13 protein-coding genes and 13 pseudogenes are annotated in these 22538 nt (G+C 40.9%); 14 read left to right on the forward strand and 12 right to left on the reverse strand.

What is annotated here, in order from left to right:
• Nucleotides 1-375: 375 nt before the first annotated feature.
• Nucleotides 376-717 (reverse strand): histidine kinase dimerization/phospho-acceptor domain-containing protein, encoded by a 342-nt coding sequence (locus tag ACP7AK_RS14170; RefSeq protein WP_086044954.1) that lies wholly within the window; start codon nucleotides 715-717, stop codon nucleotides 376-378.
• A gap of 189 nt (nucleotides 718-906) precedes the next feature.
• Complete coding sequence (locus ACP7AK_RS14175) at nucleotides 907-1140, reverse strand: hypothetical protein (protein ID WP_225554309.1); 234 nt, start codon at nucleotides 1138-1140, stop codon at nucleotides 907-909.
• A gap of 665 nt (nucleotides 1141-1805) precedes the next feature.
• Between ACP7AK_RS14175 and lldP the strand changes: the two genes are divergently transcribed.
• Genes lldP through lldD form a run of 3 tightly spaced genes read left to right on the forward strand, consistent with a single transcriptional unit; the run spans nucleotide 1806 to nucleotide 5380 of the window.
• On the forward strand, nucleotides 1806-3470 hold the full coding sequence (gene lldP / locus ACP7AK_RS14180) for an L-lactate permease (protein WP_004282148.1): 1665 nt from the start codon (nucleotides 1806-1808) through the stop codon (nucleotides 3468-3470).
• 17 nt (nucleotides 3471-3487) lie between these two features.
• The gene (gene lldR, locus ACP7AK_RS14185) at nucleotides 3488-4231 is read left to right on the forward strand and encodes a transcriptional regulator LldR (RefSeq protein ID WP_004282146.1); all 744 of its coding nucleotides are present in this window, start codon (nucleotides 3488-3490) and stop codon (nucleotides 4229-4231) included.
• Between the two features lie 3 nt (nucleotides 4232-4234).
• Nucleotides 4235-5380, forward strand: coding sequence for an FMN-dependent L-lactate dehydrogenase LldD (gene lldD, locus ACP7AK_RS14190; RefSeq protein WP_180181369.1), 1146 nt, complete (start codon nucleotides 4235-4237; stop codon nucleotides 5378-5380).
• Nucleotides 5381-5733: 353 nt separating this feature from the next.
• Here the strand turns inward: lldD and ACP7AK_RS14195 are convergent.
• A pseudogene (locus ACP7AK_RS14195) lies at nucleotides 5734-5883 on the reverse strand (VF530 family DNA-binding protein); the annotation flags it as partial.
• A gap of 328 nt (nucleotides 5884-6211) precedes the next feature.
• On the opposite strand from ACP7AK_RS14195, the pseudogene fruB reads away from it, so the two are divergent.
• From fruB to ACP7AK_RS14215, 4 genes and pseudogenes are all read left to right on the forward strand, one after another.
• Nucleotides 6212-7340: pseudogene (gene fruB, locus ACP7AK_RS14200) on the forward strand (fused PTS fructose transporter subunit IIA/HPr protein); the annotation flags it as partial.
• 86 nt (nucleotides 7341-7426) lie between these two features.
• Nucleotides 7427-9076: pseudogene (gene ptsP / locus ACP7AK_RS14205) on the forward strand (phosphoenolpyruvate--protein phosphotransferase); the annotation flags it as partial.
• Nucleotides 9077-9083: 7 nt separating this feature from the next.
• Nucleotides 9084-10016, forward strand: coding sequence for a 1-phosphofructokinase (gene pfkB / locus ACP7AK_RS14210; RefSeq protein WP_425880153.1), 933 nt, complete (start codon nucleotides 9084-9086; stop codon nucleotides 10014-10016).
• Between the two features lie 4 nt (nucleotides 10017-10020).
• The gene (locus tag ACP7AK_RS14215; RefSeq protein WP_425880154.1) at nucleotides 10021-11703 is read left to right on the forward strand and encodes a fructose-specific PTS transporter subunit EIIC; all 1683 of its coding nucleotides are present in this window, start codon (nucleotides 10021-10023) and stop codon (nucleotides 11701-11703) included.
• Between the two features lie 29 nt (nucleotides 11704-11732).
• Here ACP7AK_RS14215 and ACP7AK_RS14220 read toward each other — a convergent pair.
• The 7 genes and pseudogenes from ACP7AK_RS14220 to ACP7AK_RS14250 form a co-directional block, all read right to left on the reverse strand.
• Nucleotides 11733-12101: pseudogene (locus tag ACP7AK_RS14220) on the reverse strand (HipA domain-containing protein); the annotation flags it as partial.
• Between the two features lie 31 nt (nucleotides 12102-12132).
• Nucleotides 12133-13286: pseudogene (tnpC, locus tag ACP7AK_RS14225) on the reverse strand (IS66 family transposase).
• A 160-nt stretch (nucleotides 13287-13446) separates the two neighbouring features.
• Nucleotides 13447-13836, reverse strand: coding sequence for an IS66 family insertion sequence element accessory protein TnpB (tnpB, locus tag ACP7AK_RS14230; RefSeq protein ID WP_425880155.1), 390 nt, complete (start codon nucleotides 13834-13836; stop codon nucleotides 13447-13449).
• Between the two features lie 10 nt (nucleotides 13837-13846).
• Nucleotides 13847-14224 carry a transposase gene (locus tag ACP7AK_RS14235; protein WP_311771908.1) on the reverse strand — a complete coding sequence of 126 codons (378 nt, stop codon included), beginning with the start codon at nucleotides 14222-14224 and terminating at the stop codon, nucleotides 13847-13849.
• Nucleotides 14225-14342: 118 nt separating this feature from the next.
• Nucleotides 14343-14516, reverse strand: a pseudogene (locus tag ACP7AK_RS14240) (potassium transporter); the annotation flags it as partial.
• A pseudogene (locus ACP7AK_RS14245) lies at nucleotides 14511-14630 on the reverse strand (IS982 family transposase); the annotation flags it as partial. The pseudogenes ACP7AK_RS14245 and ACP7AK_RS14240, both read right to left, overlap by 6 nt.
• A 114-nt stretch (nucleotides 14631-14744) precedes the next feature.
• Nucleotides 14745-14978: pseudogene (locus ACP7AK_RS14250) on the reverse strand (transposase); the annotation flags it as partial.
• A 303-nt stretch (nucleotides 14979-15281) separates the two neighbouring features.
• Here ACP7AK_RS14250 and ACP7AK_RS14255 point away from each other — a divergent pair.
• The 4 genes from ACP7AK_RS14255 (at nucleotide 15282) to ACP7AK_RS14270 (ending at nucleotide 19945) form a co-directional block, all read left to right on the forward strand.
• The gene (locus ACP7AK_RS14255) at nucleotides 15282-15917 is read left to right on the forward strand and encodes a TetR/AcrR family transcriptional regulator (protein ID WP_004647830.1); all 636 of its coding nucleotides are present in this window, start codon (nucleotides 15282-15284) and stop codon (nucleotides 15915-15917) included.
• A gap of 89 nt (nucleotides 15918-16006) precedes the next feature.
• Nucleotides 16007-16984, forward strand: a complete 978-nt coding sequence (locus ACP7AK_RS14260; protein WP_114541430.1) for an MDR family oxidoreductase — start codon at nucleotides 16007-16009, stop codon at nucleotides 16982-16984.
• Between the two features lie 93 nt (nucleotides 16985-17077).
• Nucleotides 17078-17236, forward strand: coding sequence for a hypothetical protein (locus tag ACP7AK_RS14265; RefSeq protein WP_161489514.1), 159 nt, complete (start codon nucleotides 17078-17080; stop codon nucleotides 17234-17236).
• Between the two features lie 42 nt (nucleotides 17237-17278).
• Nucleotides 17279-19945, forward strand: a complete 2667-nt coding sequence (locus ACP7AK_RS14270; RefSeq protein ID WP_086044950.1) for an excinuclease ABC subunit UvrA — start codon at nucleotides 17279-17281, stop codon at nucleotides 19943-19945.
• Nucleotides 19946-20113: 168 nt separating this feature from the next.
• On the opposite strand, the pseudogene ACP7AK_RS14275 reads toward ACP7AK_RS14270, so the two are convergent.
• Nucleotides 20114-21204, reverse strand: a pseudogene (locus ACP7AK_RS14275) (IS3 family transposase).
• 64 nt (nucleotides 21205-21268) lie between these two features.
• Nucleotides 21269-21376, reverse strand: a pseudogene (locus tag ACP7AK_RS14280) (site-specific integrase); the annotation flags it as partial.
• A gap of 241 nt (nucleotides 21377-21617) precedes the next feature.
• Here ACP7AK_RS14280 and ACP7AK_RS14285 point away from each other — a divergent pair.
• From ACP7AK_RS14285 to ACP7AK_RS14295, 3 pseudogenes are all read left to right on the forward strand, one after another.
• A pseudogene (locus ACP7AK_RS14285) lies at nucleotides 21618-21899 on the forward strand (ISNCY family transposase); the annotation flags it as partial.
• A pseudogene (locus ACP7AK_RS14290) lies at nucleotides 21893-22257 on the forward strand (IS3 family transposase); the annotation flags it as partial. The pseudogenes ACP7AK_RS14285 and ACP7AK_RS14290, both read left to right, overlap by 7 nt.
• Before the next feature lie 197 nt (nucleotides 22258-22454).
• Nucleotides 22455-22538: pseudogene (locus tag ACP7AK_RS14295) on the forward strand (DIP1984 family protein); the annotation flags it as partial.

The raw sequence follows: 22538 nt of genomic DNA on the forward strand, positions 1-22538 counted from the left end.
TTGCGCCACTGTAAATTGAATCTGATAGCCATATTTGTTTAACACCATTTTCATCAAATATAAGTCTAGCCCATGCCCATTTTGCTAGGGAGATTTATGCCAGAAACGCTGTCCCAAGTATGCATATCTTCAACCTTTGATTATCATTATGAATGATCAGCACACATGCAGCATAGCAATTGAAATGGTGTTTGCCTGTGCCTGCAATAGAGCATTGTTAAGTAGGTTTTTAAAGACGGTATCTAGTTCAAAATCGGGTAGGGCAATTCGGGTCAGGCTCGGTCAGTCAATTGTTAAACTGGGTTCAATTTCCGGATAAAGCGACTGTAAATCGGCAATCACCTGAGTCAGGAGCCGTGCAATTTCAATACTGTACTACATATCACTCAGTACTTGATCGGTAGAGGAAAGTGCTAGAAGCTGTTCCAGTAGCTGGGTACATCGGCGGATACCAAGGTGTACCTGCTGCAAGCTCTGTTGCAATTTGGGCGAGCTTGCCTGTTGTTCTGCCATCAGTTGTGCAAGCTGAATATGAGTTTTGATCGCGGTTAAAGGACTACGCAATTCATGGGCGGCGTATGAACTAAATACTTTTTCATTTTCCGGATTTTGATGCAGTTTATGTATTAAGTGCTTAGAGTTTTGGGCAAAGGACTGTACCTTGGAAGGCATTACTTTGGCATCTAAGGTTTTTAAATAGTGAGTAGCATCATTCACTGATAAATTTGGCTGACTTAAAAGGTTGAAACTTCATCTAAGGCTTTAAGCTCTCGACGAATAATCAAAACGATTAAGTCTATACATAGCAATAAAGACAAAATTATTGGTATTAATACCGATTATAAAATCTTTTTGAGCAATTATCCACGTAGGAACATCCGCTCTGCTGCCACCACTTGAATATCCTCACGACGTAACACATAACTGAGCCTCACCTTGTTGCTTTGTACTAAAGCCAACTACTTGGTGGCTTAAATCTTTCGGTGCACCTCGGGTTTTTGCTACCACATGCTGAACGACACTGACGTCAGAGCCAAATAAAGACACTTTATAGGCAATCAACTGCTCTTGATTGGTGGAATGAAGTTGTTGGGCTAGTACATTTTCATCCAAGTTTTGCATCGGCAGTTGTTGAGTCAATCGAGCGACCATTGGATGGCTGAATCAAACCAAATTGATATATTTCCTTGACTGAGCAAGGCTTTATTGTAGGTAGATCAACTGGTTGTACGATAGATCTTGGGTGCAGACCTCTTCATTTAGAAATTATATTCCCCAAGAAGCTTTCAGTGGTAGGTTTGTGCAACAAAGCCTCTTGCAAATAAAGGCTATCAAGGGATTTATACATTGTATCCAAATAGTTTATGGCCATTAAAAGCAAAAAAGCACTAAAAACCAGATCTCGAGCTAAAACTTTATAACCAAGAAATCAATAAAAGAAGAATTGGGATTGAACAGGTATTTGGAACTTTGAAAACCTTCAAAATCCTTGCCGAGCGATATCACAACCCTGGCAAAAGACTAGGATTAAGATTTAATTTAATTGTGGGAATCTATAATTTTGAGCTGAGTAAAAAGTGAATTATGAAAGAAATCTAATATATAAAATTTTAAGAGATTATGAAAATTGGTCATACCAAAAAATAAATTAAATCTTTTATATTGTGTTTTTGGGCTAATATTACTAATATCGCCAATACAAAATGCACATTTTATCTCTTAAACACTAAATTGGTCATACCAATTTAGTGTTTAAGTACAATAAACTGTTCAATCTAGTAGTTAAGCATTTCAAGGAGTAGACAATGCTTCAACAGTGGCAACAAATTTATGATCCTATAGGCAATATCTGGATTTCGAGTGCTATTGCGCTAGTTCCAATTATTTTCTTTTTTTTAGCGTTAGCTATTTTTCGCATGAAGGGTAGTGTAGCCGCTACAATTACCGTTTTTTTAGCCTTTCTGGTCTCATTATTTTTATACAAAATGCCAATTGGAATGGCATTAGCATCAATGGTCTATGGATTCTTCTACGGCCTGTGGCCAATTGCATGGATTATTATCGGTGCAGTTTTTATATATAAGATTTCAGTAAAAACAGGACAGTTTGATGTTATTCGTTCGTCTATTCTGTCAATTACAGAAGATCAACGTCTGCAAATGCTATTAGTTGGGTTTGCTTTTGGTACGTTTTTAGAAGGTGCGGCAGGTTTTGGTGCGCCCGTCGCAATTACTGCGGCACTGTTGGTGGGACTCGGCTTTAAGCCTTTATATGCGGCTGGGCTATGCCTGATAGTTAATACTGCACCTGTTGCTTTTGGTGCAATGGGAATTCCGATCATTGTCGCTGGGCAGGTTTCAGGTGTTGACACCATGGAAATCAGTCAAATGGTTGGTCGTCAGTTACCCTTTATGGTGCCAATTGTATTGATCTGGATCATGGCAATCATGGATGGTTGGCGTGGGGTTAAAGAAACTTGGCCTGCTATTTTAGTTGCCAGCTTATCTTTTTCTTTAGCGCAATATCTAACATCAAATTTTGTTGGGCCTGAGTTACCCGATATCACTGCTGCAATTGCATCATTAATTAGTTTAACTATCTTGCTTAAGTATTGGAAACCAAAACATATTTTTCTTTTTGAGGACAAAAATATACAGGTAGATGAAACTATTATCAAGCAAGCTCGTAAACAATATAGTGTGGCACAGATAGCCAAAGCCTGGTCTCCATTTCTGATACTTACAGCAATGGTGACGATCTGGAGCATCAAACCTTTTAAAGATTTATTTGTTAAGGACGGCCCATTAAGTGATTTAGTAGTTTCAATTAAAGTGCCGTATTTGCATCAATTGATTCAAAAGCTACCACCTGTCGTGCCTGAAATTAAAGATTATGATGCGATTTATAAGTTTGATTGGTTATCAGCAACGGGTACGGCGATTATATTGGCGGCATTGATCACGATTATTTATTTAAACATGAAACCTAAAGAGGCAGTTTCGACATTCTTTGAAACCGTGAATGAACTAAAAACCCCAATTTATTCGATTGGTATGGTACTGGCTTTTGCGTTCATTGCAAACTATTCAGGTCTGTCAGCGACGCTTGCTTTAGCACTGGCACATACGGGTCAGGCTTTCACGTTCTTTTCACCATTCTTGGGTTGGGTTGGAGTGTTTCTTACAGGTTCAGATACTTCAGCTAACGCATTGTTTTCAGCGTTACAAGCAACTACAGCACAGCAAATCGGTGTGCCTGAAGTCTTGTTAGTTGCTGCCAATACCAGTGGTGGAGTAACAGGTAAGATGATTTCCCCTCAATCAATCGCGATTGCTTGTGCAGCAGTGGGTTTAGTTGGTAAAGAATCTGATTTATTTAGATTTACAGTAAAACACAGCATTATCTTTACGGTGATGATTGGTATTATTGTGACCTTACAAGCTTATGTTTTCCCGTGGATGATTCCGTAAACGGGTCAAGGAAAAAAATGAAAGTCTCCGACAAAGTGGTACAGCGTTTACGTCTATTGATTGAAAAAAATAATGTGCAAGTCGGAGAGCGATTGCCTGCTGAACGCCAACTCTGTGAACAGTTAGGTGTGTCTCGTAGCTCTTTACGTGAGGCGATTCAACAACTGATTACCGCAGGGATTATTCAGAGCAAAGCGGGTGCAGGCACCTATTTAAAGCAGTTGCCTGCACATTGGTCACAGTATCAAATCGTTGAGCCATTATCCGGTTTGATGGATCAGGATCCTGAATATCGTTTTGATGTACAAGAAGCTCGTATGGTGCTTGAAGGTGGTACAGCATGGTATGCCGCACAACGTGCCACACCCAGTGATTTGATCAATATTCGTCAATGTTTTGAGCAGATTAGCCATTTTCAGGCTTTAGGTGATGATGCCCACGCAGCAATAGCGGATGCGAATTTTCATCTGGCGATTGCAGAAGCATCCCACAATCTAGTGCTGATCCAAATGATGCGTAGTTTGTTTGATTTATTGCAAGACAACGTGATGTTAGGGCGACGTAAAGTTTACACCACACCACAACATTTTGAACAATTGCATGACCAGCATTTTGAGGTGATGGACGCAATTGAACGTCAAGACTCAGAGACTGCACGTAAGGCAGCTTGTGGGCATATTGAATTTGTTGTTCAACGCGTACGTATGATCGATGAAGAAGAAGCTCGTCGTCAACGTTCGAGTCGATTAAATAGGACATAAGTTATGATTATTTCTTCTGCAAATGACTATCGTGAAGCTGCGAAACGTCGTTTACCGCCATTTTTATTTGAATACATCGATGGTGGTGCCTATGCGGAATATACTTTAAAGCGTAATGTAGACGATTTATCAAAAATCGCTTTACGTCAACGTGTGTTAAATGACATGTCTGAGCTGAGCTTAGAAACGCAATTGTTTGGTGAGAGTTTGGCGTTGCCAGTGGCATTGTCACCTGTAGGTCTAACGGGTATGTATGCGCGTCGTGGTGAAGTTCAAGCCGCGGTTGCCGCAGATAAAAAGGGCATTCCATTTACCTTATCAACAGTTTCAGTTTGTCCAATTGAAGAAGTGGCACCTGCGATTCAACGTCCGATGTGGTTTCAACTGTATGTACTACGTGACCGTGGTTTTATGAAAAATGCCTTGGAACGTGCTAAAGCCGCAGGCTGTTCTACCTTAGTATTCACAGTCGATATGCCTGTTCCAGGTGCGCGTTATCGTGATGCACATTCAGGAATGAGTGGTAAAAATGCTGCAATACGTCGTTATATGCAATCGTGTATGCACCCACACTGGGCTTGGAATGTCGGTTTATTGGGTCGTCCGCATGATTTGGGTAACATTTCGAAATATTTAGGTAAGCCGACAGGTCTGGAAGATTATATCGGTTGGCTGGGAAATAACTTTGACCCTTCAATTTCTTGGAAAGATCTTGAGTGGATTCGTGATTATTGGGAGGGTCCCATGGTTATTAAGGGGATTTTAGATCCTGAGGATGCCAAGGATGCAGTACGTTTCGGAGCAGATGGAATTGTGGTTTCCAATCACGGTGGTCGTCAGCTTGATGGTGTTTTGTCTTCTGCTCGTGCGCTTCCTTCAATTGCAAGTGCGGTCAAAGGTGACATCAAAATTTTAGCAGATTCAGGGATTCGTAACGGTCTTGATGTGGTACGTATGTTGGCTATGGGTGCAGATATTTGTATGCTTGGTCGTGCATTTGTATACGCACTTGGTGCTGCCGGCGGTTCTGGGGTAAGTAATTTACTAGATTTGATTGAGAAAGAAATGCGTGTGGCAATGACATTGACTGGTGCAAGAACCATTGCAGATATTACATCGGATTGCCTGGTCAAGCTAGAGAAAGAGTAAGCGATTTAATTACTCACATTAGTAAGGCTTTGCCAACTTTCCTTTGGAAAAAGAGATTCTTATCTAAATAATTTGGGTAAACAAAGCTTCCTTTTGAAAAAAACCAACCTTGGTAAGAGTCACCGACATAAAATACACTAAATACTATAATTGGTATTTAAATAAACTCTATATATAACAGTTATATAGAGTTTTTATTTTATGTGGTGTAATTTAAGGTAGGGTAGGATACTTTGATTTTTGGTCACTAATTTATTGTGATAATCAACAATAATAACCAGCATACATATGCTTAACCTAAAGTTATTTTACTGACTGGTATAATTTTATGATGAGAGGGGTGTTGCCTGGGGCTACGGTTTCTGTTTTGCTTTTTGACGTAACACGTACAAATATAAGCTTTCTACTTTTTCACGTGCCTAGGGTGTGGTACGCAAGAATCGCAATGATGATTTAACACTTGGATCTATGCAAAAACATCTAACTTCAATTTTACGACTTAAACTGAACCGTACCGGGTTTGTCGGAGACCAAACTTTCTGAGATGAGACGCATTGCTTCGCAAGACGTAGCGAAGCGTAGTGATCCGATGAAAAACCTAAATATACCCCTGAAATCAGAGATAGAGCGGTTCAATTAGAACTAAACCCAACTATCGCAACACTGGGCTTTGGAGAATCTCGTCGTTTCTTAATTGCGTCGTAATAATGATTATCAAGATAAAATCAAAATATACAGATTTTTGTGTAAATCCTGAGTAGAATTCGACTTTTATTTTTTCTCCAGTAAAAAGGCATAGCTTTTCACTATGCTATTTTGCAAGGACGCTTTATGCTCGCGCTAGATATACAACATATTCGAATGAAACAACACGCCACTGATAAAGCACAAGCGTTGCAATGTCTAGTCGATATCTTGGTCGAAGACCAATTGGTTACACCTGATTATATTCATGGGTTGACCGGGCGTGAACAACAAAGTGCAACGTATTTAGGACAAGGAATTGCCATTCCGCATGGGACGCCTCAGTCTCGCCAATCTATTTTAAAAACTGGGATTCGTCTGGCGCACTTTCCTGAAGGAGTTGTTTGGGACGGTGAAAATAAAATTTATTTAGCAGTAGTGATTGCTGCGAAATCAGATGAGCATTTGCAAGTCTTACAAATTTTGACGCGGGCTTTAATTAATGATGTCGCTGATCAAGTGAAACAGGCTCAATCCGCAGAGCAAATTATTGCATTATTACAAGCCCAACCCGCATCTTTGGCATTGCATGAAAATTTAATCGCCACTCAAGTTCCCGCACTTGATGTAGAAGATTTGATTTGGCAGGCAACACAGTTGCTGAAACAGCAAAAAATGGTGGAGTGTGGTTTTCTGTCGGGTTTAAACCTAAACAGCATGATTCATTTAGGGGAGGGAGTGTGGTCGATCACTTCTAACCAGCATGTTTTGAGCCCAGCTGTAAGTTTGGTAAAAGCGGAACAGGTTTTAAGCCATCAGCAGGAAATGCTCAAGACTTTGGTGTGTATTGCCAGTAATGAGCAACTGGATATGCAACGGTTTCAACGGTTAATGGATATTTTGTTTGATACTGAACAAGTTCATACTCTCAACCAAGAGCAAGATAGTCACCAGTTGGCGCAGTTAATTGGTGCTGAACTGATTCCTGATTGGCCATCTCGTCGTATTGTCTTAGCTAATGCTCATGGTCTACATGCGCGTCCCGCGACACACTTGGTCAATATGACTAAGAAATTTGCAGGGGATATTCTCGTTGCTGTAGATGAGGGGGCTTACGTTTCGGCAAAAAGTTTAACCAAATTATTAGCCATGGGATGTCGTCGTGGTCAAACTCTGACTTTTATTGCACAACCTGATACTGATGCTGTAGCAGGCTTAGAACAGATTATTGATGCAGTTCAACAGGGCTTAGGAGAAGAGGTTGAAGCTGTTGATCTTGTATCTCATCAGCACAGCAGTAGTGACCCAGTCGTAAATACTTTGGAATTAATGCCTTTTGAATCACATGGCGATACGGGTAGCTGCGGTATTGCGGCATCAACTGGCCTTGCTTTTGGTCCTGCACATGTGGTGAAGCCACATGAATTTAGTTATGAACGTCGCGGACAGAGTTTTAAAGCTGAGAATGAAAAGCTTGAAATTGCGCTTCATCAGGTGAAAAATAGCTTACGTCAATTCATTGCACATACTGAATCTACTGCCATTAAGCAGATCTTCATGGCACATTTGGAAATGCTGGATGATCCAGACCTCCTCCAAAGTGTACAACGCGGTTTAAAACAGGGGTTGTCTGCTGCAGCAGCTTGGCATGATCATATTGAAGTGGCTGCTACCGCACAGGCTGCACTTAGCGATCGTTTACTGGCAGAGCGTGCGGCTGATTTAAGGGATATTGGTGAGCGAGTTTTGGCTGTTTTGTGCGGTGTGGCCGATGTCACAGAACCCGAGCAACCTTATATCTTAATTATGCATGATGTTGGCCCGAGTGATGTAGCGCGTATGAATAAAGATCGTGTTGCAGGCATTTTGACCGCGGTTGGTGGAGCGAGTGCCCATAGTGCTATTGTGGCACGTGCTCTGGCTATTCCAGCAGTCGTAGGTGCGGGTGTAGCTGTTTTAAATATTGAGAACCATGCCACCGTGCTAATTAATGGGGATACTGGTGAGTATGTGGTCTCACCCGAGCAAAGTCAGATTGATTATGCCATTGCAGAGCGCCAACGCCAGCGTGAGTTGCGAGAACAAGCGGAACAGCATTGTTTAGAACCCGCCATCACACTGGATCAACATCAAGTTGAAATCGCAGCCAATATTGGTAAAGTGGGCGCTACGATACAGGCTGTGGCCGATGGGGCAGAAGCAATTGGTTTGCTACGCACAGAATTGGTCTTTATGTCACACAGCAGTGCGCCTGATGAGGCTACACAGGAAGCCGATTATCGGGTGGTGTTAGATGCTTTGGCGGGTCGTCCATTGGTGGTACGTACACTTGATGTAGGCGGGGACAAACCTTTGCCGTATTTGCCTATTGAAAAGGAAGAAAATCCATTCTTAGGCTTACGTGGTATTCGTCTGACTTTACGTAAGCCAGAGTTGTTACGTCAGCAATTGGTTGCTTTACTTAAAGCAGCGGATAATCGCCCGTTAAGAATTATGTTTCCTATGATTGGGCGGGTTGAAGAATGGCGAGCAGCAAAAGCAATTTTGGATGAGGTTCGCATACAGCATCCATGTGAAAACTTACAAGTCGGTATTATGATTGAGGTTCCTGCGGCAGCATTGTTGGCTCCAATTCTGGCTCAAGAAGTTGATTTTTTTAGTATTGGAACCAATGACTTGACTCAATATACTCTGGCGATTGACCGTGGTCATCCACTGTTGTCTGCTGAAGCTGATGGCTTACATCCGAGTATTTTGCTATTGATTGATCAAACGGTTCGGGCAGCACATCAGCATGGTAAATGGGTGGGCATTTGTGGTGAATTGGCTGCTGATCCAAAAGCTGTGCCTGTATTGATAGGCTTAGGCGTGGATGAGTTGAGTATGTCGAGTACCAGTATTCCATTGGTGAAGGCGCAAATTCGTGGTTTGAACTATATAAATTGCCAACAGGTCGCACAGCAAGCCTTAAGTTGTGACAGTGCAACTGCCGTACGTGCATTGGTGGAGTAATTACCGAATGGCTAAGATATTAAGCATTACTCTGAATCCTGCAATTGACCTCACCGTGCAATTGGATCAACTAAAAGTTGGCGAGGTCAATCGTCAGTTAACGGCCCAAAGTCATGCAGCCGGTAAAGGCTTAAACGTGGCACAGGTCCTTAAGGATTTGGGTCATGAACTGATTGTGAGTGGCTTTTTAGGGCAAGAAAACCGTCAAATTTTTGACCATCATATCCAGCAAGAGCAATTTGATAACCAATTTATTTATGTTGCAGGTGAAACACGACAAAACATTAAAGTTGCAGAAGCTTCTGGTCAGATGACTGACATCAATGGCAAGGGCTTTTTTGTAGATACCTCAGCAAAACAACAACTACGTGAACGCCTATCTCAACTGATTTTAGAGGTTGATGTGATTGTGATTGCTGGCAGTTTGCCACAAGGGTTTTCTGCAGAAGAGCTTTCGACACTGATTCTATGGTTACAGTCTGCGGGTAAAAAAGTCGCAGTAGATACCAGTGGTGTTGCGTTGAAAGCAGCAATTGCTGCCCATCCTTGGTTGATTAAGCCTAATACAGATGAGTTGACAGAAACCTACCATTTGCCAGCAGAAACGTTTGCAGAACAGCAGCATCTTTTTGCCAGTTTAAATAGTCAGATCGAACATATTGTGGTCTCGATGGGTGAAAACGGGGTGAACTGGCTTCACCGCACGCAAACCCTGCATGCTACTGCACCGAAGGTCACCGTCCAAAGTACGGTGGGTGCAGGAGATTCCTTGCTGGCAGGTATGATTCATGGCTTGTTGAGTTCAACTTCCCCAGAAGAAACATTGAAAACAGCAACCGCAATTGCGAGCAATGCTGTGACCCAAATTGGGTTTGCCCTTCCAGACTTTGCTGTTATTGAAGATTTGAAATCGCAAATCTCAGTCCAATCATTGAGTTAATACGATGCAAGAGATAAAACATATTTTATTTGTGCCACATAGTCCCGAGCAGCCGATTAATGCAGTGATTTTGTCCAAAAAACTGTCCAAAGCAGCGACAGCACTTGGTATTTCCAATCATGTGGCGACATCAGTCGAGCATCTCGATTTATCAAATGTTATTGATACGGTTGTTTTTGTAGGACAGAAGTCGGCAGAAGCGGATCAACTGCGTGACAAGGTTGTGAAAGTCATTGGTTTGAATAACGCGCAACACGATGCGATCATGCTTTTGCAACAAGTTCTTGAGCATTCAGATGCTTTAGATGAAACTATTGCAGCCAATGTAGGGGTTACACGCTTTGTCGCCATTACAGCATGTCCAACTGGTGTTGCGCATACGTTTATGGCGGCCGAAGCCTTACAACAAGGTGCAGTAAAGCACGGTTATCAGATTGATGTTGAAACCCAAGGATCGGTTGGGGCTAAAAATGTTTTATCGGCAGAAAGTATTGCCAAAGCAGATGTGGTGATCTTAGCAACGGATATTGAGGTCAATACAGATCGCTTTGTAGGCAAACGCGTATATCGCTGCAGTACAGGATTTGCCCTTAAGCAAACGGATAAGACTTTTGCAAACGCAATTGCTGAAGCCAAAGTGCTTGAAACGGGTAAGCAAACAGCCACTAAGACAGAAAATGAAAACAAAGAAAAAACTGGAATTTATAAACATCTTTTAACAGGGGTGTCTTTCATGCTGCCAATGGTGGTGGCGGGCGGTTTGATCATTGCCATCTCGTTTATGTTTGGCCTCAATCCTGTTGAAGGAAGCTTTGCCGCATCCTTAAAGCAAATAGGTGCTGCAGCATTTACTCTTATGGTACCTATGCTGGCAGGTTACATTGCTTATTCTATTGCGGATCGTCCGGGTTTAACTCCAGGTTTGATTGGCGGTTTACTTGCAACACAATTAGAGGCAGGCTTTCTCGGTGGATTAGTTGCAGGTTTTATTGCAGGTTATATTGCGTTATTTTTATCGAAACAGCTTAAACTCCCAAGTAGCCTAGAAGCATTAAAACCAATTTTGATTATTCCACTATTGGCCAGTTTAGCTGTTGGTTTAATCATGATTTATGTGGTTGGACAGCCTGTTGCACAATTGTTTGAATTACTCACACACTTCCTTGCCAATATGGGGACGACCAATGCCATGATCATGGGGATTATCCTTGGGAGTATGATGTGTATTGATGTTGGGGGCCCAATAAACAAAGCGGCTTATGCCTTTACGGTGGGCTTACTTACGTCACAAACATACGGACCGATGGCGATTACCATGGCTGCGGGTATGGTACCGCCATTGGGTATGGCAATTGCAACTTTTCTGGCAAAGCATAAATTTGCCAAACCTGAGCAAGATGCAGGGAAGGCTGCTGTAGTTCTGGGCCTATGTTTCATTTCGGAAGGGGCTATTCCGTTTGCTGCTAAAGACCCGATTCGAGTGCTTCCATGCGCGATCGCAGGTGGTGCTGTAACTGGGGCTTTGGTTGCATTATTTAAATGTGAACTAGTCACCCCTCATGGCGGTGTAATGGTACTGATCATTCCGAATGCGATGAATTATCCATTAAAATATTTATTGGCGATTGCGATTGGAAGTGTGGTGACTGGTGTAGCTTATGCCGTGATAAAACAACGGTTAGAATAAGCCCTCTATAGAGGCTTTGTGAAAGCTATTTAGTGCAATAAATGAATATTATGCTCAATCCTATTTTGGATCAGTTGGAGAGTCTCTGCTTGAATTTGTCCAGGTAATAGGTCATGAGCGATATTGCTGAATCGGATTGCAACCTTACAAATCGAGCCAATAATTTCATCGACTTCTTGGACACAAAGTTCCGCTTCCTGAGTACCAAGTTTCACAAGAGCTTGTCGAGGAATATCCAGTGCCTCACCCATGATATCCATTTGATGATATCCCCCTGGTCCTTCACAGAAAGTAACATCATAGGCAGGGGCGAGTTTCCATTGCCCATTTTGGGACATCAGAAATGAAAAGTTTTTGCAATGATCATCTCGATTATTGAATACTACATTGAAAACAGCGTAAGCGTCCGCTGAACCCCATCGCTATTTTTTAATTTGAGTTGGGTTTCCAGCGGTGTGGCAGTAATTCTTCAATCTGGGTCACTTTATGTGTCGGCAACCTTTTCAGCACATCACTTAAATAGGCATACGGATCTAGCCCATTCAGCTTTGCTGACTGAATCAGGGTCATGACATTCGCAGCTCGCTGACCACTGCGTAGCGAGCCAGCAAACAACCAGTTCTTGCGTCCCAATGCCCAGGGACGCATTTGATTTTCGACCCAATTGTTGCAAATCGGTAGATTGCCATCATCCAAATAGCGACTTAAAGCTGGCCAACGCTTCAGAGTGTAATTGATCGCCTTGGCGATTGGAGAACTCGACGGCACCGTCAGATAATGTTGGTTGAGCCATTCATATAGTTGTTGCATCATCGATTGGCTATGTTGTTGCCGGTATTCGCGACGGTGTTGCGCTGTACCATCGGTCTTTTTCCTGAGTTCTGCTTCTATGGCATACAGTTTCTGAATCATCACTAATGCTTGTTCAGCGACCTGACTTTTTCCGGTCGCATGCAGTTCATGGAATTTAAGATGTGCATGGGCCATGCAGCCCACCTCAATGATCTGGCCTGATTTAAAGCGTGCTTTATAACCACCATAATCATCACAGACCAGATGGCCTTGCCAGTCTTTCAGGAACTCTTCAGCATGCTTATCCTGAAAGTCATAGATCACCGCCTGAAGTAGATTGTACTGTGTGGTGGCATAGGCCCAGACATAACCTTTCTTCGGTTTTTTCTCATTCTCACCCATCTGCATGATGGTGACCGGTGTTTCATTGGCATGCAGCACCTGTTGCTGCAGTACAAGCTGTCACAGCTGCATTGCGTTGAGGCAGGTTCGTGCTCAATACGCAGAGTGAGTAGATGATCAGGTAGCGGTCGACGTTTAGGTTTGTTGGCTGGGGCTTTCTGTGTCGCTGCATCGGTTTTAGCTGCATTCAGCCGTTCCAGTTCCAGATCAACCGCGGCAATATCTTCTTCAACCGCTTCATCCCAGAGGTGGATTTGTTTGGCCGTTAAGTATTCATTCTTCTGGGCGAACTTATGCCGTTTAAACTGCAAAAGTTCATGCTCGTATTTTTGATTGAGATTAGAGAGAGATTTAACTTTAGAATCTAATTGCTGATTTGATTGTTCCAGTTGTTGTTTTGATTATGCTAAAGACTGATGCTGCAGCGCCAACTGTCGGATAAATTCCAGCAGGTGTTCATGGGTCAGTTGGTTTAAATCAGGCAGCATTTTCATGACTGCAGTATGGTTGAGATCATGTTTGGAGAATAGCAGAATGGATGAGTTCGATTTAGAGCATTGTTACCACTTGCTGCAGACCGATTCTTTGCCAAGTTAAACCGTGGATCAGTGCTTGTAACTGCTCCGGGCTGAGGGTCACGGTTTCATCTTGGTGAACTTTAGCCCAGTGGAATTTTCCCTGTTCCAGCCGTCGGGCACATAGCCAGATGCCCAGCCCATCATGCACCAGCACTTTCATGCGACGGCCACGCTTATTACAGAACAGATAAGCACAATGCGGTTTGATATAGCCAGAGGCTCTCAGCACCTGAGCCATGACAGTATCCATACCTGCTCGCATATCCAGAGGTTGGGTAGAAAGCCAGATTTCATCAATGCGGATCATTTGATCAAGCCCTGAAGTAAAAGCAGCAACTCCTTGGCCGATTCCACTGGCCATTCTATTTCGATCACCTGATCTCTTGCGGAGCATTGTTTCTGATGCAGTGGAATTCTGATATGAGCGACAGCATTCTTTTCCGGTTCAGGTGGCGGCGGTGCTTCTTGTTTGACTCTGGTGTCGGGTGAAGAATGACGGGAAGAAAGTCGGTCTGTGGAATGGAAGGGGTTGTGAATGATGGAACCATTGATCTGGACTGACGAATCCATTTATGTAATAGATTGGCATTGATCTGATGTTGCATTGTGACCTTAGCCACTGATGTATTTGGCTGCAGGCAAAGCTCGACCAAGTGCTGTTTAAAATCAGTTGCGAAGATTCTGCGGGCTCTTTCTGTCGTTTGTTCAGTGTCTATAAAAGTGTCTAAGGCCATAAACATAATGTCCATTTAATAAATAATGGGCACTATTGGTATATTGAGAAAATAAGAAAAGTGGGGTTCAGCGGATGCTTACCGAAAAAGAGATCTACAGAGACCTCTTTTTATTTGGGCTTAATACGTGAAATTATTGATGAGTGTCATCTTCATTCAGAATTTGCCCTGTGTGCTTTGGTGTAATTAAAGGTGCAGTCGGACGCGGTCCTGTGTATTGCAAGCCGATACCCGCATAGACATCATCTGCTGCAACTTCGGTTTCAAAACGTTCTTTGTCTCGTTCTCGGATTTCTTGGCTAATTTCTACATCAGTAACAGCAGGCGGAAAACCACGAGTTCTCAGAGGCTGAATAACAACAATGGGATAAAGCTGTTCTATGATTACATAGATAAAAATGATAAATTCTTCAATGGACATAACTTTGCTTTAATTTCTTGGTGGAAACTAAAATAGGGTTATGTCCTTTTTATTTCAATCACTTAAAAAGTTGAGATTGGGGTTTAATATATTGAAATATATTAATTATTTTTTTATGCTATCCAATCCATCACCAAACACCTGTGAGTCACTGACATTATTGGTTGTGAGCTGAGCTGCAAGTTTTTGCAGTGTTTCAGCATCTATTATACCTATGTGAAGTTTACGCTATTGTCATCGATATTCAGACTGATGTTTTTTACGTTTTCATTCACCTTCTCCTAAAAACCTCAAGCCAGTAGGGTCAATGAGTAGATGGAGACTATCGCGACTTTTTTGATAGCTAAGAAGCCTCCAGTGGTAAGTTTGTGCAACAGAGCCTTATTTAACTAAAAATTTTCTATTTAACTTATGTTTACCTAAAATCTAGTTTATAAATTATTTTTACAATATATTTATTAATTTCAATATTTTGAAGAAAAATAATAGAAATTTATAAAAAATTAGTTCATAAACTTATAGGATTTTTAAGAGCATTTATATGAATGACTAAGTACTGTGAAAAAAGAGAACTAGATGACGTTTAGATAAAATTTTCAATCAAATAATCTTATTGTTGTTATTTCTAGTCACATAGTCTATTTTTATTATATGAATTATTCTTCCTCACCCAAAAGACCACGTGGTCGACCAACCAAACACGGCTGTAACTATGCAGACACTAAAGAAGTTTTAATCCACCGAGGTATCGAGTTACTGACCGAACGTGGAATGAATGCTATGAGCTTGGACGATCTCATGAAATCAGTCCAAGTTCCTAAAGGGTCTTTCTACCATTATTTTGTAAATAAAGAGGCTTTTATTTTAGAAGTCTTAGATGCTTATGAACTTTATTTTGTGAAGCGATTGAATAAGTTTTTAAGTCAAACTGATCTTTCCCCACTAGAAAAGCTGCAAAATTTTGTAAAAGATGCGGGTGAAAAAATGCAAAAATATGATTTTAAACGAGGTTGTATTTTAGGTAACTTAGGACAAGAAGTGTCGTATTTACCACAAGAAATCATTGCCCGAATCGAAAATATCTTTAAGGTATGGGAGAAATTAGTTTCTGATTGCCTACATCAGTCAAATTCACAATATAGCCTAGCTGATTGCGATGAAGCTGCTTATCAGTTTTGGATTGGGTGGGAAGGTGCAGTTCTAAGAGCACGTTTGGTCAAATCAACAAGTCCCTTAGATGCATTTTATCGCTTGTTTACTTTAGCTGTAAAACAACAAATCACGTAAAAAGTTAATTAAAAAATAAATGCAGACGTCTGTATTTATTTTTTAATTAATTCTAGACAAGCAGTCTAATTAAATGGAGAGGAAGTTCTATGTACAAAGGTATTGTAATTACTAAAGATGAAGCAGGTTACACATCACAAATTACTGAGACTGCATCAAAGCCTTTACAAGAAGGAGAGGTTAGAGTCGAAGTCAAATATTCAACACTCAATTATAAAGATGCTTTAGCCATTACTGGGCGTTCACCTGTGATTCGTAGTTTTCCGTTAACACCAGGTATTGATTTTTCAGGCGTTGTGATTGAATCAAAACATCCAGCATGGAAAGAAGAAGATGAAGTTCTACTGAATGGTTGGGGAGTGGGTGAAAAGTATTCTGGAGGACTAGCCGAGCAAGTCATTGTTTCAGGTGATTGGCTCATACAAAAACCTTCAGTTTTTTCTTTTAAAGATACGATGGTTATTGGTACAGCAGGTTATACCGCAATGTTGTGTGTCATGGCTTTACAAAAACATGGTATTAAACCAAATGATGGAAAAATTTTAGTGACAGGTGCAAATGGTGGAGTAGGTAGTATTGCCATTATTATTTTGAATCATCTTGGTTATGAGATTACAGCTTCAACTGGTCGACCTCAAGAGTCAGAATATTTAACCTATCTAGGTGCGAGTGAAATTATTGATCGTATTGAATTATCTTCCCCAGGAAAGCCATTAAACAAAGAAGTTTGGGCTGGCGTGATTGATACTGTTGGTAGCCATACTTTAGCGAATGCATGTGCTAGTACAAAATATCGTGGTGCAGTTGCTGCGTGTGGTTTGGCAGGCGGAATGGATTTTCCAGCAACAGTTGCTCCATTTATTCTAAGAGGGATTACCTTATATGGAATTGATAGCGTGATGGCACCAATCGAATTAAGAAAAGAAGCATGGGAACGTTTAGCTACAGAATTGGATCAAACAAAATTAGAAAAAGTTACGACTGAAATTCAGTTAACAGATGCTTTAAATATTTCAAATGAAATTTTAGATGGAAAAATTCGAGGTAGAGTTGTTGTACAGATATAGTTCAACAAAATGAGTTGTGGGACTGTTCTAAATTTTGTGTAAGTACTTAATTTTCATTTATCCTACTGAGGATAATAAAAAAAGGTACTTCACATGGATGAAGCTACAATCAAAAGTATGGCAGCTGAATTAGCTAAAGGTTTAAAAACTCCTGAAGATTTAAACCAAATGACAGCCATATTTAAATGTATTAGTTTAGCAATGAATTGTTTTACGATTCAGTTCGATGATCGATTAAAAGATCATTTATAAAAAATGGGACTTACACAAAATAATTTACAGGCTCGTAGAAACATGAAAATACATTCTTTTGGTGAACACAATAACATTACTTTATCTAATAATTGTATTGAAGTTCGAGGTGCACGTGAGCATAACCTTAAGGATGTAGATGTTTCTATCCCAAGAAATGCACTTGTTGTTTTCTCAGGTGTATCGGGTTCAGGAAAATCATCACTTGCTTTTGGAACTATTTTTGCTGAAGCACAAAGAAGATATTTCGAATCTGTTGCACCTTATGCAAGACGCTTAATAGATCAGGCCGGAGTACCAGATGTTGATGCTATTGATGGTCTACCACCAGCAGTAGCATTGCAACAACAACGTGGTGCAAGTAATACCCGTTCTTCTGTTGGAAGTGTAACAACTTTATCAAGTCTCGTGCGAATGATTTATTCGCGTGCTGGTGCATATCCTGCCGATCAGCCAATGTTATATGCCGAGGACTTTTCACCGAACACTCCTCAAGGTGCTTGTCCTACCTGTCATGGTTTAGGTCACATTTATGAAGTTACAGAATCGACAATGGTTCCTGACCCAACACTCAGTATTCGTGAGAGAGCTATCGCATCATGGCCACCTGCTTGGCACGGGCAAAACTTACGCGATATCCTAGTAACCCTAGGGTATGATGTTGATCGACCATGGAAAGATTTACCGCAATCGGATAGAGACTGGATTTTATTTACTGAAGAAACCCCAACAGTTCCTGTCTATGCTGGTTTAAGCCCCGCTGAGACTCAATCTGCACTTAAACGTAAACTAGAACCCAGCTATATGGGCACTTTCACTGGTGCTCGTCGCTATGTCCTTCATACTTTTGCTAATACCCAAAGTACGTTGATGAAAAAACGTGTTTCACGTTTTATGGAAGGAAAAATATGCCCTTCCTGTCATGGTAAACGCCTTAAACCAGAAGCCTTATCTATTACCTTTGCTGGAGTAGATATTGGTGAGTTTATGCAACTTTCTTTGGATAAGTTAACTTGCCTGCTTGAGCCCATTGTTCTTGGCAATTTCGACGCTCATGATGCTGGAGAAAAGACTAATAATAAAGTAACCCAACTTGATAGATCTGAACGAGCAACAACAGGTAGAGCAGTGCATTCTGTATCTCCAGATGTAAGACGTACGTCAGCACTTTCAGATGAAAAGAAAATTGCTGCCCAGCGTTTAGCAAATGGTGTGGTGGGGCGTTTAAATCAATTACGCCAGTTAGGTCTTGGTTATCTAACATTAGATAGAGCCACACCGACTCTTTCAGCGGGAGAGTTACAACGTTTGCGTTTAGCAACACAATTAAGTTCTATGCTATTTGGTGTAGTTTATGTACTGGATGAACCGTCTGCTGGATTACATCCTTCAGATAGTCAGTCATTATATGATTCTCTCGATAAATTAAGAGACGCTGGAAACTCCGTATTTGTTGTAGAGCATGATTTAGAGCTCATGCGTCGTGCTCAATGGTTAGTGGATGTTGGACCAGATGCAGGAGAGCAAGGTGGTAATATTTTATATAGTGGAGTACCTCAGGGTTTAAGTGAGATTTCAGCTTCACGTACTGCAAGTTATTTATTTAATAAAATCCCAGTTACTCAAAGTTATGGACGTACACCCTCTGGTTGGCTTGAACTTAACAATATTTACCGACATAACCTGCATAATATTGATGCTCGTATACCTCTTGGTGTACTTACAGCAGTTACAGGTATTTCAGGTTCAGGTAAATCTAGTCTCGTTTCTCAAGCTTTACCCGAGTTAGTACTTTCATATTTAGGCAATGAGTCTGAAACTGAAAACAATAATGAAAATAATCCTTTAAATGAAGGAATGTTGGTTAACGAGGTTACACAGGGTTCTCTGGCTGGTGATGTGGAGGCTATACAGCGTCTGGTACAGGTTGATCAAAAACCAATTGGCCGTACTCCACGTTCTAATCTGGCAACTTATACGGGTTTATTTGATCATGTTAGAAAGTTATTTGCTGGGACTCCTGAAGCTCGCCAAGCTCATTATGATGCTGGACGTTTTTCGTTTAATGTGGCTAAAGGGCGATGTGAAACTTGTGAAGGTGAAGGCTTTGTCAGTGTAGAGTTATTGTTTATGCCAAGTGTATATGCCCCTTGTCCGACATGTCATGGTGCTCGATATAATGATGACACTCTGAAAATTCGCTGGAATGGACGTAATATTGCTGAAGTATTAGGAATGACCGTCAATGAAGCACGTGATTTTTTTGATGGAGAGGTCTCGATTGCTCGTTCACTACAATTATTAAAGGAAATTGGCCTTGGTTATTTACGTTTAGGGCAACCAGCGACTGAACTATCTGGTGGAGAAGCGCAACGTATTAAATTGGCGACCGAGCTGCAACGCAATCAGCGTGGAAATACACTGTATATACTTGATGAGCCAACTACAGGTTTGCATCCATCAGATGTAGATCGATTGTTAGTTCAATTGCAGCGATTAGTCGATGCGGGTAATACCGTGGTTATGATTGAGCATGATATGCGTGCCGTTGCACAAGCAGATTGGGTGATTGATGTGGGACCAGGTGCTGGAAATGCTGGTGGGAATATTGTTGTGGCAGGAACACCAAAACAAATAACAGAAAATCAAGATAGCCGTACTGCTCCATATTTAGTTAATGAGTTAGTGAGTCGTGATACTAAACGTTGATATTGCGAGTGGGTAGAATAAAACCTTAAATTAAAAGCCTGTAAAATCAATCAGATATTTTTTGTTTTAGGTGGTGTGTGAGCATGAAATCTAAAAGTTTTTTTCAACTAAGGGCTTTGTTGCACAAACGGTAATCCTCCCATTAATAACCGAAGTTAAAAGTAGAGGTTAAGCAGCCATTAGAGGTGGCCTTCCTTTGTTTGCTTGGTGTGGTCTTTCATGGTTGTAATGCCACAGCCAGTTTGTTGCATAATCTTGTACTTCATCCAAAGTATCAAATAAATGTTTGCTCAGCCAACTATAACGTATAGTCCGATTATAGCGTTCAATATACGCATTTTGCTGTGGTTTACCTGGTTGAATATATTCAATACGAATACCTTGTTCAGTTGCCCAGCGTACAAATTCGTGACTGATAAACTCCGGGCCATTGTCACACCGAATAACTAACAGTTTTTCTCGCCATTCCAATAACTGATTCAATGTGTGAATAACCCTGATCGTGGGTAATGAGAATCCTGCTTCAATAGTCAAACCTTCTCGACGGTAATCATCAATCACATTCAACAATCGGAACTTACGACTATCGATCAGCTGGTCATGCATAAAATCCAGTGACCAGACCTGATTTGCCCGGATCGGCTCTTTCAGTGGTTCTGGTGCATGCCGTTTTAGTCTTCTTCTCGGTTTAATGCGCAGATTCAGTGCTAACTCACAGTAAATGCGATAAACACGCTTATGATTCCAAACATGGTTTTCAACATGACGTAGATAAGAGAAACACAGACCAAAACCCCAATCTGTATTTTCTTCAGTGAGCTCAATGAGCTGTTCTGCAATTAATGTATTGTCATCGTTTAACTTGGATTGATAACGGTAGCAGGTTTCACTGATACTAAATCCTCGGCAAGCCAAACGAATGCTAATCGCATAGTGGGCAACTGCCTGTTGTGCCATCTTACGTCGGCAAGATGGCCTCACCCTTGCGCAGCAGTGCTGCTCATTGCCATCGCTTCCTGAATGATCTCTGCCTTTAAGCGTTCTTCAGCATACATCTTTTTAAGTCTGGTATTTTCTGCTTCCAGTTCTTTGAGTTTTGCCATTAATGATGTATCCATACCGCCATATTTGGCACGCCATTTATAGAAGGTCGCATTACTCATACCGTGTTCACGACAAAGGGCGGCTACAGGTGTGCCAGACTCCGCCTGTTTCAAAATGGACATGATCTGACTGTCAGTAAATTTAGATGTTTTCATGCAGAATCTCCTGCCTATACTTTAAGAGAAAATTCTACTTTTAGGTCCTATTGTTTTTAGGAGGGATTACTGGGTACAAACATGGACATGATGAATCCAGATCAAACAAAAGAATAATTTGATTTTCGTTTGAAACTTTCTTTTCCAAATGAATTGTTTTTAAAGCAAACATAGTAAAGTTTATGAAGTATTCTTGAGGTCAACATATTATATTTTACAAATGAAATTGAAATTATTTAAGTTATTGAATTTTCGTTTAATAAAAGAAGATATGAAGTTATTATCAGGTATAATTCATTTAACATAATCAATATTATACGAAATCAGTGTTGTAAGCCCAAAATAGAAATGTCCGCTTTTAGAATGTGCACTTTTGCAATTTCCTTAGCGGACGGTTTGATATGTTGGTGTCTATGTCGGATAAAGAACTTAAACGATTGTCGGTCTTGCAGGAAATCTGCGATCAACGCATAACTCAATCCCAGGCTGCTCAGCTACTTCTACTTCATATTTCAGAATGTCAGGTCAGACGCTTACTGCAGAAATACAAAGTTCAAGGTCCAGCTGTATTAGCCCATACGGGTCGTGGCCAAACCAGCAATTCCAGGCTTTCTGAAGAACTCAGACTCAAGTGCCTCAATATTGTTTCTGATCAACTGCATGGTTTCGGACCAACCTTGGCGCATGAAAAGCTTATTCAACAGGAGTTATGGTTCATTCTGACCAAGGCAGTCAGTACTGTAGTCGTGCTTTTAGAGCGCTATTATTGACGAATAACTTTATTCAAAGTATGTCAGGCAGTCTTGCGCAGTACACTGCTCATGTTGGGACAATGCAGTGACTGAAAGCTTCTTTCATACATTGAAAGGTCATGTAATCCATGGCAGTGTGTTTGCCACTCGAAAAGAAGCGAATGCTGTCCTGTTCGACTATATCGAGATTTATTACAATCGAATCAGAATACATTCTGCAAATGGCTGGTTAAGTCCTGAAGCCTTTGAACAAAAATATTGTAAGAATTTAGAGGGATCGAATGTCCATAATACTGTCTAGGATCAGATAAAGGATTCTGCATCTGAAAAAAAGGCCTTTAGCTTAATTCTGAGCTTCGACTAATGACAAAATATAAGACTTCTACCTCTGAAAATTGTAAAAAATCAATTTTTTTGATCTTTAAAGAATGAGGATATAGTATTTGTAAAATTACTTAGCTGCTTAAAACTTAATTCTAATTGGTTAATAGGTGAAAAATGAAATTAGCAGAAGCTCTCTTACTTCGAAGTGATCAACAAAAAAAAATTATTTCACTAAAACAACGTATCAATGCAAATGTA

The sequence above is a fragment of the Acinetobacter sp. TWP2-2-3 genome, from assembly GCF_049896445.1.
In the GTDB taxonomy this organism is placed as follows: Bacteria; Pseudomonadota; Gammaproteobacteria; order Pseudomonadales; family Moraxellaceae; genus Acinetobacter.

Excerpts from the sequence above, each read along its gene's own strand:
- tnpB (WP_425880155.1), bottom strand. The coding sequence starts at position 13,836 with ATGGCCAGTGGAATCGGCCAAGGAGTTGCTGCTTTTACTTCAGGGCTT.
- pfkB (WP_425880153.1), top strand. The coding sequence starts at position 9,084 with ATGGCTAAGATATTAAGCATTACTCTGAATCCTGCAATTGACCTCACC.
- lldD (WP_180181369.1), top strand. The coding sequence starts at position 4,235 with ATGATTATTTCTTCTGCAAATGACTATCGTGAAGCTGCGAAACGTCGT.
- ACP7AK_RS14260 (WP_114541430.1), top strand. The coding sequence starts at position 16,007 with ATGTACAAAGGTATTGTAATTACTAAAGATGAAGCAGGTTACACATCA.
- ACP7AK_RS14215 (WP_425880154.1), top strand. The coding sequence starts at position 10,021 with ATGCAAGAGATAAAACATATTTTATTTGTGCCACATAGTCCCGAGCAG.
- lldR (WP_004282146.1), top strand. The coding sequence starts at position 3,488 with ATGAAAGTCTCCGACAAAGTGGTACAGCGTTTACGTCTATTGATTGAA.
- ACP7AK_RS14255 (WP_004647830.1), top strand. The coding sequence starts at position 15,282 with ATGAATTATTCTTCCTCACCCAAAAGACCACGTGGTCGACCAACCAAA.
- ACP7AK_RS14235 (WP_311771908.1), bottom strand. The coding sequence starts at position 14,224 with ATGGACATTATGTTTATGGCCTTAGACACTTTTATAGACACTGAACAA.
- ACP7AK_RS14265 (WP_161489514.1), top strand. The coding sequence starts at position 17,078 with ATGGATGAAGCTACAATCAAAAGTATGGCAGCTGAATTAGCTAAAGGT.
- lldP (WP_004282148.1), top strand. The coding sequence starts at position 1,806 with ATGCTTCAACAGTGGCAACAAATTTATGATCCTATAGGCAATATCTGG.
- ACP7AK_RS14270 (WP_086044950.1), top strand. The coding sequence starts at position 17,279 with ATGAAAATACATTCTTTTGGTGAACACAATAACATTACTTTATCTAAT.